Genomic DNA, 16,768 nt, shown 5'->3' with positions numbered 1-16,768 from the left:
CCCTTAATTGAAGTTCAAATGTATAAATTTCTGTACCGATGGAATTGTCATTCAGGAGTGTTGTACGCCCATTTAAGATAAAGCGCTCCCCAAGTAAATCCACCGCCAAAGGCACTGATGATCAGATTGTCGCCTTTCTTCAGTTTCGATTCCCATTCATGTAAGCACAATGGGATAGTAGCATTGGTTGTGTTGCCATATTTCATAATGTTCAACATCACCTTTTTCTCATCCAATCCCATTCTCGATGCAGTAGCATCAATGATGCGCTTATTTGCCTGATGAGGCACCAAATAAGCTATATCGTCTGCCGTAAGATCATTTCTTGACATGATCTCTTCCGAAACATCTGCCATTTTAGTCACAGCAAATTTGAAAACAGCAGCGCCTTCTTGATAAACGTAATGTTCTCTTGCATCAACGGTTTCATGACTGGCAGGCCTTGCAGAACCACCCGCTTTCTGATGAAGATGAACAACACCAGCACCATCAGTATGCAATTGGTGATCGATCAGTCCGTTTCCTTCATCGTTCGGCTCCATCAGAACCGCACCTGCTGCATCACCAAAAATGATGCATGTAGCCCTATCAGTATAATCAATGATGGAAGACATCTTATCAGCTCCTATAACGATGACCTTTTTATATCTGCCACTTTCAATGAACATGGAAGCGGTGGTAAGCGCGTAGATGAATCCAGAGCAGGCAGCATTCAGGTCATAGCTGAATGCATTCACCATTCCGCATTGGTCAGAAATGATATTGGCTGTTGCCGGAAACTGCATATCTGGTGTAACTGTGGCACAGATCACCAGTTCAATATCTTCAGGCTTTGTATTGGTTTTCTCTAAAAGACCTTTCACTGCTGGAATCGCCATTTTAGACATTCCCATGTCTTTACCTTTCAGAATTCTCCTTTCTTGAACACCTGTTCTAGACTGGATCCATTCATCGTTGGTATCAACCATGGTCTCAAGCTCCGCATTGGTGAGTTTGTACTCTGGAACCCAAGTATTTATTCCTGTGATGGCCGCTCTGGTCTTCGTCATTCCGTTGCTTTTTCCGTCCCCTCTAAACAAAAATTGCGGCTAAGTTAGCCGCAATCCCTTCATGCACAAATCCGAATTTCGGAATATGTCATGCCTTTTCCATTACTACTTTTCCCTTGTAGTAAAGTTTACCCTCGTACCAGTGAGCGCGATGATAAAGATGTGGTTCGCCAGTTGTCGGACACAAGGCAATTGTTGGAGCCTCTGTCTTGTAATGCGTACGTCTTTTGTCTCTACGCTGCTTGGATATCTTTCGTTTAGGATGTGCCATGATACGCTACTTAATACTAGTTAATCTTTCAGTTGATCTTTGATCTTATTCAATTCCACCCACAAAGGGTTGTTTTCATTTTCGTCCGTTTCGCAAGCATTCAGTGCTTTCAAAGTTTCTTGGTCACACATCGTTGTGTCACCACTTTCATCGCACGGAACCTTCCTCAGCGGAATATTCAGTCCTATAAACTCGTAGATCAATTGCGAAACATCCAATTCGAACGACTCTCTGGGAATAACCAACAGGCTTTCATCAGGTTCGTCAAATTCGTCTCCGAATTTCACATACAATCTATGTTCTCCACTGATCGGCTGCCGATAATCCACTGTGCATCTATCACAGCTTTCGGTCACCCAACCCTTCAGTTCAAAGTCAAGAACCATCATCGTGGATTTTTTATCCAACTCAACAGTTACTTCAACTTCTCCCTTTTCAATCGGAGAATACTCGAGTTTTTCAAAGAACCTATCGTCAACAACAAACTCAAAGTTGTGTTTTCCAAATTTCAATCCCGAGAATTGAACCTTGAATGCACTAGAACTTTCCATGTTTCAGAACGAGGGCTGCAAAAGTAAACATTTCAATTGATGTTGCAATGCCTGATTTTTAACTCATTTTTTGGGCGTTCCCCCGAAAAAAATCGGGGTCAGGTTTTCCGCTCTTACTCCGCCCCCGAAAAAACGGGATGCGGGGTAACCGCTTCAACCCTTAACGCTACTATTCCGAATCTTCAGAACTACCCGAAGCTTCTTTCTCTCTAGGTGCACTTGGCCTTGGTTTTCTCGGTCCGCGATTGTCCGAACGTGGACCTCGTGTATCATTTTCCAATCGGATTTCCTTCTGTGGTTTCAACACATCCGAAGTGTAGTCCTCATAGCGTTCGCGCTCTCTAAAAAGATCAATACCCAAAAACAGTGCATCTCTGAATGATTGTTCGCTCGCAATGCCTTTTCCCGCAATGTCAAAACCAGTTCCATGGTCGGGAGAAACGCGCACTTTTGGCAATCCGGCCGTGTAGTTCACTCCTTGGTCAAAGTTCAAAGTCTTAAACGGAATTAGACCTTGATCATGATACATCGCCAAAACCACATCAAACTGACTGTAAGCGCCAGAACCGAAAAAGCCATCAGCCGCAAACGGGCCAAAAACAAGAATGCCATCTTCTTTGGCTTTCTTGATGGCCGGAGCAATCAGGTCTTTTTCTTCGGTGCCGATCACGCCACCATCGCCATTGTGAGGATTCAATCCCAAAACGGCAATTTTCGGCTTTCGGATTCCAAAATCCTGTGGCAAAGTTCTGTTCAGAAAACGAATTTTCTTGATGATGCTCTCGAACGAAAGGTTCTTTCCGATCTGCGAAAGAGGCAAATGGCCTGTCATGAATGCCACTTTCAGATTTTCACTCACCATCAACATGGAATATTCATCCACACCAAACGCATCTGCCAAATACTCGGTATGTCCCGGAAATTTGAATTCCTCAGACTGAATATTGTGCTTGTCAATCGGTGCTGTAAGTAGCACATCAATTTTGCCGCTCTTCAGGTCAGCGGTTGCTGCCTGCAACGATTTCAGTGCATATTCGCCACTTTCCTTTGTGGGTGTTCCCAAGTTCAATTGAACATCCTCATTCCACACATTGAATACGTTGGCCCGTTTCGGATTGGCGCTTTCAACCGATTTTATTTCTTCAAAGCTGAAATCTTTGATGTCCAGCTCTTTTCTGTAAGCTGCCGATGCTTTTTTAGAAGCATAAAGAACAGGTGTGCAAAGCTCAAAGATCCGAGCGTCTAAAAACGTTTTGATAGCCACTTCCAACCCAATTCCGTTCAGGTCGCCACATGAAATTCCAACCTTTATCTTATCCGTTTCTCTACTCATTTCAACACCTGTTTTCTATCTGGTTTGAACCCGACAGGAAAGCCCCTGTCAATTCGTAAATTCGCTGCCGCAAAAGTACCAACTTTAACATAGGTTCAGTTTGGATGTTCCAGACGAACACAATCGTGAAAGTGGTGTTTAACACGTATGAGAATGGATTGCACCAAACTACTGGATAAAGCATTGAGGGCCGAGTTTCTATCGGCAGAAGAAGGACAGTTTCTGTTTGAAAATGCCGGTTTGGCCGATCTTATGTTCGTTGGCAATGAACTGCGCAAAACCAAGCGGAAAGATGGTAAGGTTACGTGGATCATAGACCGTAATATGAACACCACGAACGTGTGCATTGCGAACTGTAAATTCTGTAATTTTTATCGTATTCCGGGTCATGCAGAAAGCTACATCACGGATATTGACACCTATAAAAGGAAGATAGAGGAGACCTTTCGCTACGGTGGCGAGCAGCTTCTTTTGCAAGGCGGACATCACCCAGAATTGGGGTTGAAATTCTACGCTGATCTGTTCCGTGAACTCAAATCGCTTTACCCGAATTTGAAATTGCATGCACTCGGACCACCCGAAATTGCGCACATCAGCAAATTGGAAGGAATGACGCATACAGCGGTGCTGAAGGAATTGAAAGCTGCTGGTTTGGATAGTTTACCTGGAGCTGGCGCTGAGATCCTGAACGATCGCGTTCGAAGGCTGATTTCTAAAGGAAAATGCACGGGTAAAGAATGGTTGGAAGTTGCTGCGGCATCGCATCAGCTAGACATTACGGGTTCTGCGACCATGATGTTCGGACACATTGAAACGTTGGAAGAGCGTTTTGAGCATTTGGTTTGGCTGCGCGAGGTTCAATCTAAGAAGCCGGCTCATGCCAAAGGATTCATTGCATTTATTCCTTGGCCATTTCAAGATGATGGAACTTTGCTAAGACGAGTAAAAGGAATTCGAAACAGTTGCACGGCTGATGAATATGTGCGGATGATTGCCATTTCGCGTATCATGCTCCCGAACATTGATAATATTCAAGCTTCTTGGTTGACCGTTGGCAAGCAAACGGCACAAATGTGTCTTCATGCTGGCGCCAACGATTTTGGTTCTATCATGATTGAAGAGAACGTGGTTTCAGCCGCAGGAGCACCACATCGCTTTACGGCAGATGCTATTCAAGAAGCCATTCGCGAAGCTGGTTTTGAACCGCAATTGCGAACGCAGCAGTACGAATACCGCGAGCTTCCAGAAAACATAGAGCAACAATTGATCGATTATTGACAGAACATCGCCACAATAAAACCTAACTTTATTGGGTTTAGGCCTTATATCAGCTGAATGAAAAACTTCCTTGTCATTGTGATTCTGCTCTTTGCCTCCTTCGGGGCGAAGGCTACGCACAATAGGGCGGGAGAGATCACAGTTGAATATTTGGGTGATTTGAGGGTCCGAGCCACCGTTACAACTTATACTGTTCCTGATAGTCCAGCCGACAGACCTGCGTTGGAGGTTCGTTGGGGAGATGGAACCTTGGATACGGTTCCAAGGTCAAATGGCAATGGCGATGGAGTGGTGATCTTGCCTGGTGTGAGGAAGAATATTTATGTTAAGGAGCATACATACGCAGCTTTTTCTTTCAGTGGTTACGACATTTCGATGGAAGATCCGAACAGAAATAGTGGGATCATCAATATCCCCAATTCGGTCAACGTTCCATTTTATATCCAGACACACATAGATTTTGATCCGTTTTCTGGGTCAAGCAGCACACCAGTCCTTCTTAATCCACCTATCGACAACGCGTGTTTCCAACGGATTTACGAGCATAATCCTGGAGCGTATGATCCAGATGGAGACAGTTTGAGCTATGAGCTGACCGTTTGTTTGGGTGAAGGCGGACAGCCAATTGTCGGTTATGTGTTTCCAGATGGCGTCACAATTGATGCAATCACCGGCACGTTGACCTGGGATTCACCTCAAGAACAAGGCGAATTCAATTTTGCTATAAAGATCATTGAGTGGAGAAGAAGAGAAGACGGTTCGTATGTTCAGATCGGATATACAATTCGCGATATGCAGGTAACGGTCAGACCTTGTCAGAACAGGCCGCCAATCGTTACATCCATCAACGAAATTTGTGTTGGAGTTGGAGATACATTGGAGTTTCCAGTCCGAGCTTGGGATAAGGATGGAGACCCTGTAACCTTGACCGGAACTGGAGGACCTTTGGTGCAGGCGATAAGCCCAGCGACCTTCAATCAGCCGATATCTGCGCAAGATACCGCAGTGAGTATTTTCCGTTGGATAACCGACTGCGATCACGTTCAATTGCAGCCATACATGATGTCTTTCAGAGTGGAAGATGACCCACCGGGCAATGACGTATCATTGGTCGATTATCACACCACTTTTATCACGGTTGTAGGTCCAGCACCTGAAAATCCAAATGCCACTCCGCAAGGAAATTCTATTCTGCTTGGCTGGGATCAAAGTCCTTGTGTGCAAGTTGAGGGATACAAAATTTACCGAAGAATTGAAGAATACGGTTTTGTGCCAGACACGTGCGAAGTTGGCGTGCCTAGCTATACTGGATATCAGTACATTGGCTCAACTACTGGCCTTAGTGGAACAACATATTTGGACGATAATGGTGGCGCTGGTTTAACGCTTGGTTTGCAATATTGCTACATGGTGGTGGCATGTTTTCCAGGCGATGCGGTCAGTTACGCATCAGTGGAATTCTGTGCTGAATTGAAGCGAGACCTTCCAGTTATCACGAATGTGAGCGTGCAGAACACGGATGTCGCGCTAGGCTCAATGTATGTGGCATGGAGCAAACCCACGGAGTTGGATACCATACAAATTCCTGGGCCTTACGAGTATCGTATCTATCGCTCAGATGTTACTTCTCCAACTAATTATCAGATAGTTGAAACATATTTCAATTTGAATGATACCATCTTTATCGATACGTTGATGAACACGAAAGAACTAGAATTCAACTATAAGATTGAGCTCTTTAATGCTGAATCTGGAAATGAGTTCGTGGTTGGAGAATCAGACCCAGCGTCTTCGGTTTTTATCGTTGCTATTGGCACAGATAATCAGATTCAGTTGGTTTGGAATGAAACGGTGCCATGGTTGAATGATACGTTCGAGATTTTCCGTCAACAATTGTCAGGCCTTGCGTTTGTTTACATCGGAGAAACCACCGAGCATACCTATTTAGACACAGGCTTGGCAAATGGCGTGGAAAGATGTTATCGAATAAAAAGTATTGGGCATTATTCCATCGATGGTCTCATATATCCTATTGAGAATTGGTCGCAGGAAAGTTGCACCACGCCAATCGATTCCATCCCTCCGTGTAATCAAGATATTTCTGTTGAATCGGATTGTGAGCGACTGTTCAATAATCTTGTTTGGAGCCAATTGCCCGAATGCCCAGATGATATTGTTTCGTATCAGGTTCTTTACACACCGATCTATGGTGGAGAATTGCAAGTGGTTGCAGAACACGAGTTTCCGTGGGATGGATTTGAACATGGCCCGTTGCAGAATACGATGGCCGGATGCTATGCCATTGCAGCAGTGGACTCATTCCAAAATGTGACCATTTCAGATACTGTTTGCGTTGAAAACTGTTCAAATTATACCCTTCCTAACGTCTTCACACCGGGAAACGATTCTTACAACGATGTGTTCAAGCCATTTCCTTATGCGTTTGTGGAAAGCATCGACATGAAAATTTACAACCGTTGGGGTCTCAAGATTTTTGAAACAACAAATCCGGATATTCTATGGGATGGAACCAACCAGAGTACCAAATTGAATTGCAGCGATGGTGTATACTATTATGTCTGCACGGTAAACGAGATTGGGCTCCAAGGAGTTGTGCCTCACGACCTTCATGGTTTTGTTCAGTTGCTTAGAAATACTCAACCCGGACCGAACTAGATGTTCACAGGAATCATTGAAACATTAGGAAAGCTCACGCAGCTAGAAAAGCAAGGGTCAAATATTCATTTCACCTTTACTTCATCAATCGCCTCTGAACTCAAAGTGGATCAAAGTGTAGCACATAATGGCGTGTGTTTGACGGTGGTAAAATTGATGGAGAATGATCGTTATGTGGTCACAGCCATTGATGAAACTCTGCGTAGAACCAATCTTGGTCAACTACAAATAGGAGACGAAGTGAATCTGGAAAGGTGCATGGCCGCCAATGGAAGATTTGATGGACACATCGTTCAAGGTCACGTAGATCAATTAGGAGAACTTGTGTCTTTGGAGGAAAAAGGTGGAAGTCATCTCTTCACCTTTAAGCATGACCAAGGAGATAATTTCACGGTTGATAAAGGTTCGATTACCATCAATGGAGTAAGCCTAACGGCATTCGATACTTCAGATAGTGGATTTTCGGTTGCCATAATCCCTTACACGTTTGAGCATACCAATTTCAAACATCTACGCGTTGGGAATACCGTAAACTTGGAATTCGACATCATCGGCAAGTACGTTGCGCGAATGCTTGCCGGTCGTTGATCAGAAAATCCTTTCTGCTACTGATTTCGTAGCACCAGAAGTTCCCATCGTGTAGTAGTGCAAGCATGGCACGCCTGCGGCTACCAATTCCTTGCTTTGTTCAATGCACCATTCAATTCCAATTTCTGCCGCAGCGTCATTGTCCTTGCACTTTTCAACAGCATCGTAAAGATCCACAGGCACATCAATATGAAATAAACTCGGCAGCACGCTTGCTTGACCTTTAGTGGTCATTGGTTTGAGACCTGGAATAATCGGAACAGTAATGTCAGCAGCTCTACACTCCTCAACAAATTTGAAGTAAGCCTTATTGTCGAAGAACATCTGAGTAACGATGTATTCCGCACCTGCATCCACTTTCTTCTTCAGGTATCTCAGGTCAGTTTTACGGTTTGGAGCTTTTATATGCTTCTCAGGATATCCGGCCACGCCAATGCAGAAGTTGGTCTCCTTTACATTCGTCAGGTCTTCATCCAAATAAATGCCTTTGTTGAGGTTAACGACCTGCTCAACCAATTCGCTCGCATAGGCATGACCATCTGGTTCAGGAACAAAATTGGGCTCTGTTTTTATAGAATCGCCTTGAAGAACGAGCACGTTATCAATGCCTAAGAAATTGAGGTCGATAAGTGCGTTTTCCGTTTCCTCTTTGGTAAATCCGCCACAGATAATGTGTGGAACGGCATCTAAACCATATTTATTCATGATTGCCGCACAAATACCAACTGTTCCAGGACGTTTTTTTATGCTCACTTTTTCCAAGAAACCGCCTGGTCGTTTTTTGTAAACGTATTCCTCACGGTGATACGTAACATCCACGAAAGATGGTTTGAATTCAAGTAACGGTTCGATTCCACTGAATAGCGAGTCGATACTTTTTCCTTTCAGCGGAGGAAGTATTTCAATGGAAAAAAGGGTGCTTTTGGCACCCTTTAAGTGATCTATGACTTTCATAAATAGCGCTACACTAGTTTACTGATGACCGTGCACAAGATGCACATATCCAGTTTCAGCCTCATATCCCGGACGCTCAAGTACAAAGTAGTAAACACCATCTTTCTCTTTTCCACCGTTCCAAGGGTTCAAGTGGTAGTTATCAACATCATAGCATTTTCTACCCCATCGGTCAAAGATCTTGACATTATTACCTGGATGAAGCTCAAGTGCAACAATATTGAAATATTGATTTTCTGGAATGCTTGATTCTGGGTTGAACACGTTCGGAACATCCAAGTTGCAATCAATTACTTGATAGACCACTTCGTCTTCGTCTGTTCCGCAGAAGTTACTGATGCTTGCAGTCACATGGAAAAGTGTATCCATAAAGTTAAAGCCCATAGAATCAGTTCCAGCAATAACCAAGGTATCTGCACTAGTCCCAAATGGTCCCCACTCGAATGTATCGTAAAGATCAGTGTTGGTCGTATAGAATAGCGTGATGTTGTCCTCAACGCAAATTCTATTCGTATCCAATCCAATGGTTACAACTGGTGCTGGAGAAAAGTAAACTTCCCATGTTTTAACCATGCTGCACTCGTCATCGGTAAATGTGAAAACATAAGGACCTTGAACGTTTACTGATACAGAAGGAATAAGAGATTGTTCATTCGGAGAAAAAGTCGCTGTGCCACCAGTTGGGCCAGTATAGGTCCAAGTGCCTCCACTTGTACTAACTGTAGCGAGCAGATCTGCCTCAGTTGCAAGGCAAACATCCAGCGGACCTGATACTTGCAACGTGTGAACGGTGATAGTAGCTGCACCGTTTGCAGTTCCGCAATCGTTCGTAACCGTTACTTGAATGCCACCAGAATTGGTTATTGAATCCAATTGAAGTACCTGGCCTGTGAACCCTCCAGGAGACCAAACGTAGTTAGCGCCTATATCCTCGTTACCAGCATCAAAGGTCAAATCTGTTCCTGGGCAAATTGTCTGGTTGATTAACGGTACAGGAGATGGAGTTGGGTTGAAGTCGACTACAAGTGTGTCTGCTTGTCCGCAATATTCACTCGTGTAAATGAATTGATATTCACCAAATTGAGAAACCGTGACGGTAGATTGGTTGGCAGCTGAATTTGGACTAAATGATGCAGTGCCACCGTTAGGACCAGCATAATCCCATTGGCCAAGAATTTCGTAATCAGCGGCAGTTAAATCATACGACATGTCACAAACAGCAATATCATCGAAATATGACCCAAGCGGTGGAACAGAGTGAATCTGTAATGTTGTGTCGTATGAACAGCCAAAGTTGTCAGTCACATGGAAGGTGTAGAAGTAATCACCTGGGTTAGGTGGTAGGACCTCAATTATCGTGTCTCCAATATTATTAATGATGCTAGGGTCGTTATCCCACCAACCATCGGTAATGGAAGGGACATAAAATTCAGCGTTCGGATCAATATCAGGATTGAACAATACTCCCCATTCAAAAATATAACCATCATCGATTCCTTGATTGTCTCTTACAGTAATTGTCCACGTCCCGTTGATTGGACATCCGATCAAATTGTCATACGATTGTTCAGGTAAGTATGTGCCAGCGGACATGGCGTTACCAGGCGTAGACCCTCCAACAGGAGTGGTGTTTCCTGCCCCGAACTCCTGTCCCATGGTTCCCCATATGGCATTGTCAGAAAAGCAATACTCCCACCCAGTGCCTGGTGTTCCATTTCCATTGTCTAGGGCCTGCCCCAAGTATGTTCCACCGCCACCAAAACCGCCTGCAAACTGTGGTCCGATTCCAGTTCCTGTATAAGCGTTAAACATAACAATGCTTGTTCCGTTCGGGCAGGTAAGCATCATTTCAAGGTCACCCAAGAATGAATGTTCCATCGTGACACAAATATCCAACACATCTGATGCGTTTTGGACCACTTGCCCAGAGTCGAATTGTGATATCTCAATATTGGTTTCATAATTTACTCCTGAACCATCAGGAAGATACGTGAGTCCTGCAAAAATGCCTCCGTTGATAAATGAACCCTCTGTTGCGGCAACTCCTGCGGTGTCGCTAAATGTGACGCCCCCAAGTAAAATAGTACTAGCTCCGAAGCAAAGTGTATCACTTGCAAGGGAAACTGTTTCTGAGAAATTCGGAATGGTGGAGACACGGATTTTTGTAGTGGTAGCGGCAACGCACCCTAGAGTATCAGTCATGCGCATTTCAACGAAATACCCTGCTCTTACTGTAGGTACGAAGAAAACGCTTTGCTCATCAGTGAAACTTGTACCATCAGCAAATTCCCAGTCAAACGTGCTACTGCCAGTTGTTTGGTCGTAGCCGATTCCACCATTCGTTCCTGAATATGGAAAGTTAGCGCCTCCGTTTAACCAAACTGTATCGCCAAGGCAGATATCAATCCAACCAGTATCTGCTGGTTCCATCAATGGGTCCGATCCAATAATTGGAGTAAACGGTTGACATGGATATCCGCAGGTAGTGATACCAGCAAATCCGTCTCCTTCAACCGCTCCATCACTCACAAATACGAATGTTAAGCAGCCTGTGGGGTTGTTGAACGAAGCCTGCACAGAGATACCTACAGTATTTGTTCCATTGTTGAAAGCGCCCAAAAGAGGAGCACCGGTGTTAGGACCGTCATACACAAATAGCGTGTCCGAATCATCAATGTCCCATGTATCGCCTATATCTGAAGTTGCCCTGAAAGAGACTTTGCTTCCAGCAAAACCATCAGGACAGATTGTAATTTCATACGAAGCATTTGGTGCGTACGAGCCGGAGGGATTATCATCTTGGAAAGTATGATCAAACGCTGAACCTGATCCACAGTCCAACGTCACAGGTCCGATATCCGTAATGGAGATGGTCATTTGCGCAGATGCGTGATAAAATCCGATACATACTAGTATTACTGCAGCGTATAATTTTTTCATTATCATTTTTCGGAAGTGATTCTATTTGACCAGAGCCTTGTAATTACTTTCAATTTCAGTTTGACCCAATATTACGATCATCTTATCAGTACCTTCTATTCGGAGGTAGTTTCGAGCAAATTCATGGGGGACAATACCCAATTCAAAAACATTAATGTCTTTCTTTTCTAAGCTCTTCAGGGCAACTATCTCAGGAACACCGTCTAGTTTTTGTTTAGGAATGTCAGCAATTTCGTAGCAGTTGTCTATGTAATATGTCCAATAAGAAAGGTCCTTTGCAGTCAATGAGCTAAGCTCTTTTTTGGAGAATTTAGATAGCAATCGACCATCAGGGTTCGCCTTGTTTTGAGCAATGGTTGAACTTCCATTAAGGGCAAAAGCGGCAACCAATGCCATGAAAAATATGTTTTTAAACATGTTTGTAGTTTTTCTGTAAGCGCGCAAATTTAACAACTCATTCATATGGTCTTTGTGTTATAGACGCCAGTTTTTGAAATGGGTGGTTTCAGAGAACGTATTTATCTTTATGTCAGCTGTATGAACCAGTTGACGGATAATAAAATTCTATTACCTTTGTCCGCGATTTGAGGGAAATTTGATAGAGGGGACCAGCAGGTCCCTTTTTTAATGATGATAACGGAAAGTACAGTTAGAGCATTGATTGAAGAAAAGTTGGAGGGAACCGACCTTTTCATCGTTTCTGCAAAAGTGTTGCCTTCAAATCGGATTCGTGTGTTTATCGATGCTGTAGGAGGACTGAACGTGATGGACTGCGTGAGCATCAGTAGACATATAGAGGGAAACCTCGATAGGGAAGTGGAGGATTATGAGTTAGAGGTCTCGTCTCCTGGGCTTACCGAACCTTTTCAACATCCATTGCAATACAAGAAGAATGTAGGAAGGGAAGTAAGGGTGACAACGTTGGATGGAGTTCAGGTCAAAGGCTTATTGACAGCTTTCAATGACGATGAAATAACCGTTGAGCCTGAAGTAAAGAAGAAAAAAGAAGAAGTGGGGCCGATCACAATCCCGCTAAGTACAATAAAGGAAGCCAAGACAGTAATATCGTTCAAATAACTAGAAATGAACAGTTTAAATCTTATAGAGTCGTTTTTGGAATTCAAAGAATTCAAAAACATTGACAGGGTGACAATGATGAGCATTTTGGAGGATGTGTTCCGCTCATTACTCATAAAGCAATACGGTACAGATGAGAACATCGATGTGATCATTAACGTTGATAAGGGTGACCTTGAGATCTGGAGAAATCGAGAGATTGTTGCAGATGATGACTTGGAAGACGATGTATTGCAAATTCCATTGTCAGAAGCTCTTAAGATTGAGGCTGACTTTGAAGTAGGTGAGGAAGTGTCTGAACCTGTGAAACTCGAAGATTTTGGACGTAGAGCAGTTTTGGCCATCCGCCAAAATCTTGCTTCAAGAATCATGGATCTTGAAAAAGACAATGTTTTCAGAAAGTATAAAGACCGAGAAGGTGAGATGATCACTGGAGAGGTTTATCAGATATGGAAACGAGAGATTCTGATCTTGGATGACGAAGGGAACGAATTGATCCTTCCTAAAACAGAACAGATTCCAAGCGATTATTTCAAGAAAGGCGATACGGTTAGAGCCGTTATCAAAGAAGTGGAGATGAGAAACAACAATCCGGTTGTTATCATGTCTAGAACAGATTCTCGATTTTTGGAGCGACTGTTTGAAAATGAAGTTCCTGAGGTTTTTGATGGTCTTATTACCATTAAAAAGATTGTTCGTGTTCCGGGAGAGCGCGCAAAAGTTGCTGTGGAATCTTATGACGACCGAATCGACCCTGTTGGAGCGTGTGTAGGTATGAAAGGTTCAAGAATTCATGGAATTGTTCGTGAGCTTCGCAACGAAAACATCGATGTGATTAATTTCACCAATAATTCGCAGCTTTTCATCCAACGGGCTTTGAGTCCAGCGAAGATCACTCGGATTGAGTTGCGTGATGATAAAGGAAGAGCTGATGTCTACCTGAAGCCAGATCAGGTTTCATTGGCCATCGGAAAAGGTGGTTTCAACATTCGGTTGGCTGGTCAGCTTACTGGATATGAAATTGATGTTTATCGCGATTCTGATGTGGATGTTGAAGATGTGGATCTAGAAGAATTTGCAGATGAAATTGAAGGATGGGTACTTGACGAATTGAAAGCCATTGGTTGTGATACAGCTAAAAGTGTGCTTGAAATCGGGAAAGCCGATCTTGTTAAGAGAACCGATCTTGAGGAAGAAACAGTTGATGAACTGATCAAGATCCTGAAAGAAGAATTTGCTGACTGATAATTCATCGGTCATGAAATGAAAATATAAGTACCAGCATAAATGGCAGAAGGAATACTGAGAAGATTAGGTGCAGTAGCAAGAGACCTCAATGTGGGAACGGCAACAATTGTCGATTTCCTCAAAGGCAAGGGCTATTCGGATATCAACCCCAACTCCAAGTTGGATGAGAAGATGTATAGCATTCTTGTGGGCGAATTTGCGGCTGACCGAAAGCTTAAGATGGAGGCCGAAGCCAAAGCTGAATTGCTTCAGCAGCGCAAGGACGAACGTATTGCAGCTTCAGAAGAGCAGGAAGAAGAGAAAGCTGCGGCTCAGAAAGTAAAAGAGCTCGAGAAAGTAAAAGAGCTCGAGAAAGTACAAGTGGTGAGGGTTGAGACCGAGAAGATGACCGGTCCGAAGGTGATGGGTACCATGAACTTGGATGACCTTACCCCTGAAGCCCGCAGAAAAAAGCAGGAAGAGGAGAAAGCCAAGAAAGAGAAGGAAGCTGCCCAAGCTGCTGCTAAAGCGAAAGTTGAGAAAGAAGAAGCTGAGAAAAAAGCTGAGGCCGACTCAAAGCAAGCAGAGGCCGACAAAGTGGAGAGTGAGGTTATTAAGGTAAATGTGGAGAGGCTTGCTGGAGCTAAGGTTCTTGGTAAAATGGAGCTTCCGGTTGAGAAACCAAAGGAGAAAAAGCCGGTTGCCACTTCAAATGATTCGGCTGATAAAAAGCGCAAGAGAAAACGGGTAAGAAGACCGGTTCCTGGAGAAACCACAACACCTGGTGCCGCACCAGCAGCAGGCCAACGAAGTGGAGGAGCACCAGGACAAAGGCGCGACAAGAAGCCAGAGCTTACGGACGAAGAAATCCAAAAGCAGATAAAGGAAACACTTGCCCGTTTGAGCGGTGGAAACAGCAAATCCAAAGGTTCGAAATACCGTAGAGAAAAACGCCAAGCTTATCAGGAACGCGTTCTTGAGGAAGAAGAACAATCTGAACTTGACAAGAAGACAATCAAGGTAACCGAGTTCGTTACGGCCAATGAGTTGGCTAAGATGATGGATGTTCAGGTGAATGAGATTATCGCGGCCTGTATGAGTTTAGGTCTTTTCGTGTCCATCAATCAACGTTTGGATGCGGAAACACTTAGTATCGTTGCTGAGGAATTCGGACACGAAGTTCAATTCGTAAGTGCGGAGGTTCAAGATTCAATCCTAGAAGAGCCAGATAATGAGGAGGCGATGGTTGAAAGACCACCGATCGTCACCATCATGGGTCACGTTGACCACGGTAAAACATCCTTGCTCGATTATATCCGCGATGCGAACGTAATTGCGGGCGAAGCCGGTGGAATTACGCAGCACATTGGTGCATACGGTGTGGAACTTGAAAACGGAAAGCGAATTGCGTTCTTGGATACACCAGGTCACGAAGCGTTTACCGCAATGCGTGCCCGTGGTGCGCAGGTTACAGACGTTGTGATCATCGTTGTTGCAGCAGATGATGCTGTGATGCCTCAGACCAAAGAAGCCATTAACCACGCTCAAGCAGCTGCAGTGCCAATGATCTTCGCCATCAATAAAATTGATAAAGCAGGCGCCAATCCTGAAAAGATCAAGGAGCAACTTGCTTCCATGAACATTCTTGTTGAAGATTGGGGTGGAAAATATCAGTGCGAAGAAATTTCTGCGAAATCAGGACTAAACGTGGATAAGTTGCTTGAAAAAGTATTGCTCGAAGCAGAACTGCTTGAGCTGAAAGCAGACCCTTCCAAACGTGCTGTAGGAACAATCATTGAAAGTGAGCTTGATAAAGGTCGTGGATACGTTTCAACCATGTTGGTTCAATCAGGTACTTTGAAGATCGGAGACGTGATTCTTGCCGGTGGCCACAGCGGGAAAGTGAAGGCGCTTTTCAACGAGCGTGGAGTGCCGATGAAACAGGCAGGCCCGTCAATGCCGGCACAAGTGCTTGGTCTGGACGGAGCACCATCTTCTGGAGACACCTTCAACGTAATGGAAGATGAGAAGGAAGCGCGTTCAGTAGCAACAAGAAGGTTGCAGCTGCAACGTGAGCAAGGACTGAGAACTCACAAGCATATTACGCTTGATGAGATCGGACGAAGAATTGCTATCGGAGATTTCCAAGAATTGAACCTGATTGTAAAAGGTGACGTGGACGGATCTATTGAAGCTCTTTCGGATTCGTTACTCAAACTTTCTACACCGAAGATCGCGGTCAATATCATCATGAAAGGCGTTGGTCAGATTTCCGAATCGGATGTATTGCTAGCTTCTGCTTCTGATGCAATTGTTATCGGATTCCAAGTTAGACCATCTGTTAATGCACGTAAAGTAGCGGAGCAAGAACAGATTCAGATCAAGCTTTATAGCATCATTTACGATGCCATCGATGAGGTGAAATCGGCCATGGAAGGTATGTTGGCCCCAGAATTCGAAGAGAAGATCGTTGGCAACATCGAGGTTCGCGAAACATTCAAGATCACACGTGTCGGTACAATTGCCGGATGTATGGTGCTTGACGGAAAAGTGAGCCGAAACACCAAGGTTCGTGTCATCCGAGATGGTATCGTTGTGTACACAGGCGAATTGGCATCCCTCAAACGATTCAAAGAAGACGTGAAAGAAGTAGCTAAAGGATTTGAATGTGGTTTGAACATCGATAGGTTCAACGACATCAAAGTTGGCGACATCATTGAAGGTTACGAGATTGTAGAAGTGAAGGCAAAGCTTTAATTGCCGATAAACAGTAGTATAAATTGACCACGGAAGAATTGACAACTACCCAAACGGGTGTCACATT

The 16,768-nt window shown here is 44.1% G+C and carries 13 protein-coding genes; 6 read left to right on the top strand and 7 right to left on the bottom strand.

The features are described 5' to 3' along the window. Positions 1-47: 47 nt before the first annotated feature. The 4 genes from K9J17_10785 to pdxA all read right to left on the bottom strand — a co-directional run bounded on the left by K9J17_10785 (position 48) and on the right by pdxA (position 3,204). Positions 48-1,049 carry a ketoacyl-ACP synthase III gene (locus K9J17_10785; protein MCF8277207.1) on the bottom strand — a complete coding sequence of 334 codons (1,002 nt, stop codon included), beginning with the start codon at positions 1,047-1,049 and terminating at the stop codon, positions 48-50. An 88-nt stretch (positions 1,050-1,137) separates the two neighbouring features. After that, a complete protein-coding gene (gene rpmF / locus K9J17_10780) occupies positions 1,138-1,320 on the bottom strand; it encodes a 50S ribosomal protein L32 (protein ID MCF8277206.1) in 183 nt (60 codons plus the stop codon). Between the two features lie 20 nt (positions 1,321-1,340). After that, positions 1,341-1,871, bottom strand: a complete 531-nt coding sequence (locus K9J17_10775; protein MCF8277205.1) for a DUF177 domain-containing protein — start codon at positions 1,869-1,871, stop codon at positions 1,341-1,343. A 169-nt stretch (positions 1,872-2,040) separates the two neighbouring features. Beyond that, entirely contained in the window at positions 2,041-3,204 is a 1,164-nt protein-coding gene (pdxA, locus tag K9J17_10770; protein ID MCF8277204.1) for a 4-hydroxythreonine-4-phosphate dehydrogenase PdxA, read from the bottom strand. A gap of 153 nt (positions 3,205-3,357) precedes the next feature. Here pdxA and K9J17_10765 point away from each other — a divergent pair, with 153 nt between their 5' ends. Genes K9J17_10765 through K9J17_10755 form a run of 3 tightly spaced genes read left to right on the top strand, consistent with a single transcriptional unit; the run spans position 3,358 to position 7,746 of the window. After that, the gene (locus tag K9J17_10765) at positions 3,358-4,482 is read left to right on the top strand and encodes a CofH family radical SAM protein (GenBank protein MCF8277203.1); all 1,125 of its coding nucleotides are present in this window, start codon (positions 3,358-3,360) and stop codon (positions 4,480-4,482) included. Positions 4,483-4,539: 57 nt separating this feature from the next. After that, positions 4,540-7,158, top strand: coding sequence for a gliding motility-associated C-terminal domain-containing protein (locus K9J17_10760; protein MCF8277202.1), 2,619 nt, complete (start codon positions 4,540-4,542; stop codon positions 7,156-7,158). Beyond that, positions 7,159-7,746, top strand: coding sequence for a riboflavin synthase (locus K9J17_10755; protein ID MCF8277201.1), 588 nt, complete (start codon positions 7,159-7,161; stop codon positions 7,744-7,746). Here K9J17_10755 and metF read toward each other — a convergent pair whose 3' ends face one another. Genes metF through K9J17_10740 form a run of 3 tightly spaced genes read right to left on the bottom strand, consistent with a single transcriptional unit; the run spans position 7,747 to position 12,102 of the window. Then, a complete protein-coding gene (metF, locus tag K9J17_10750; protein MCF8277200.1) occupies positions 7,747-8,700 on the bottom strand; it encodes a methylenetetrahydrofolate reductase [NAD(P)H] in 954 nt (317 codons plus the stop codon). It lies immediately after the preceding gene. 18 nt (positions 8,701-8,718) lie between these two features. After that, positions 8,719-11,640, bottom strand: a complete 2,922-nt coding sequence (locus K9J17_10745; protein ID MCF8277199.1) for a gliding motility-associated C-terminal domain-containing protein — start codon at positions 11,638-11,640, stop codon at positions 8,719-8,721. A gap of 21 nt (positions 11,641-11,661) precedes the next feature. Then, positions 11,662-12,102, bottom strand: a complete 441-nt coding sequence (locus K9J17_10740; GenBank protein ID MCF8277198.1) for a hypothetical protein — start codon at positions 12,100-12,102, stop codon at positions 11,662-11,664. Between the two features lie 168 nt (positions 12,103-12,270). Between K9J17_10740 and rimP the strand changes: the two genes are divergently transcribed. From rimP to infB, 3 genes are read left to right on the top strand one after another with little or no spacing between them, the layout of a single operon-like run. Beyond that, entirely contained in the window at positions 12,271-12,717 is a 447-nt protein-coding gene (gene rimP, locus K9J17_10735) for a ribosome assembly cofactor RimP (protein MCF8277197.1), read from the top strand. 6 nt (positions 12,718-12,723) lie between these two features. Next, complete coding sequence (gene nusA / locus K9J17_10730) at positions 12,724-13,962, top strand: transcription termination factor NusA (GenBank protein MCF8277196.1); 1,239 nt, start codon at positions 12,724-12,726, stop codon at positions 13,960-13,962. Between the two features lie 42 nt (positions 13,963-14,004). Next, entirely contained in the window at positions 14,005-16,701 is a 2,697-nt protein-coding gene (gene infB, locus K9J17_10725) for a translation initiation factor IF-2 (protein MCF8277195.1), read from the top strand. Positions 16,702-16,768: the final 67 nt, after the last annotated feature.

Source organism: Flavobacteriales bacterium (assembly GCA_021739695.1).
Lineage (GTDB): Bacteria > Bacteroidota > Bacteroidia > UBA10329 > UBA10329 > UBA10329.
Note: the sequence above shows the minus strand (reverse complement) of the source record. Positions and strands in the feature narration are given on the sequence as shown.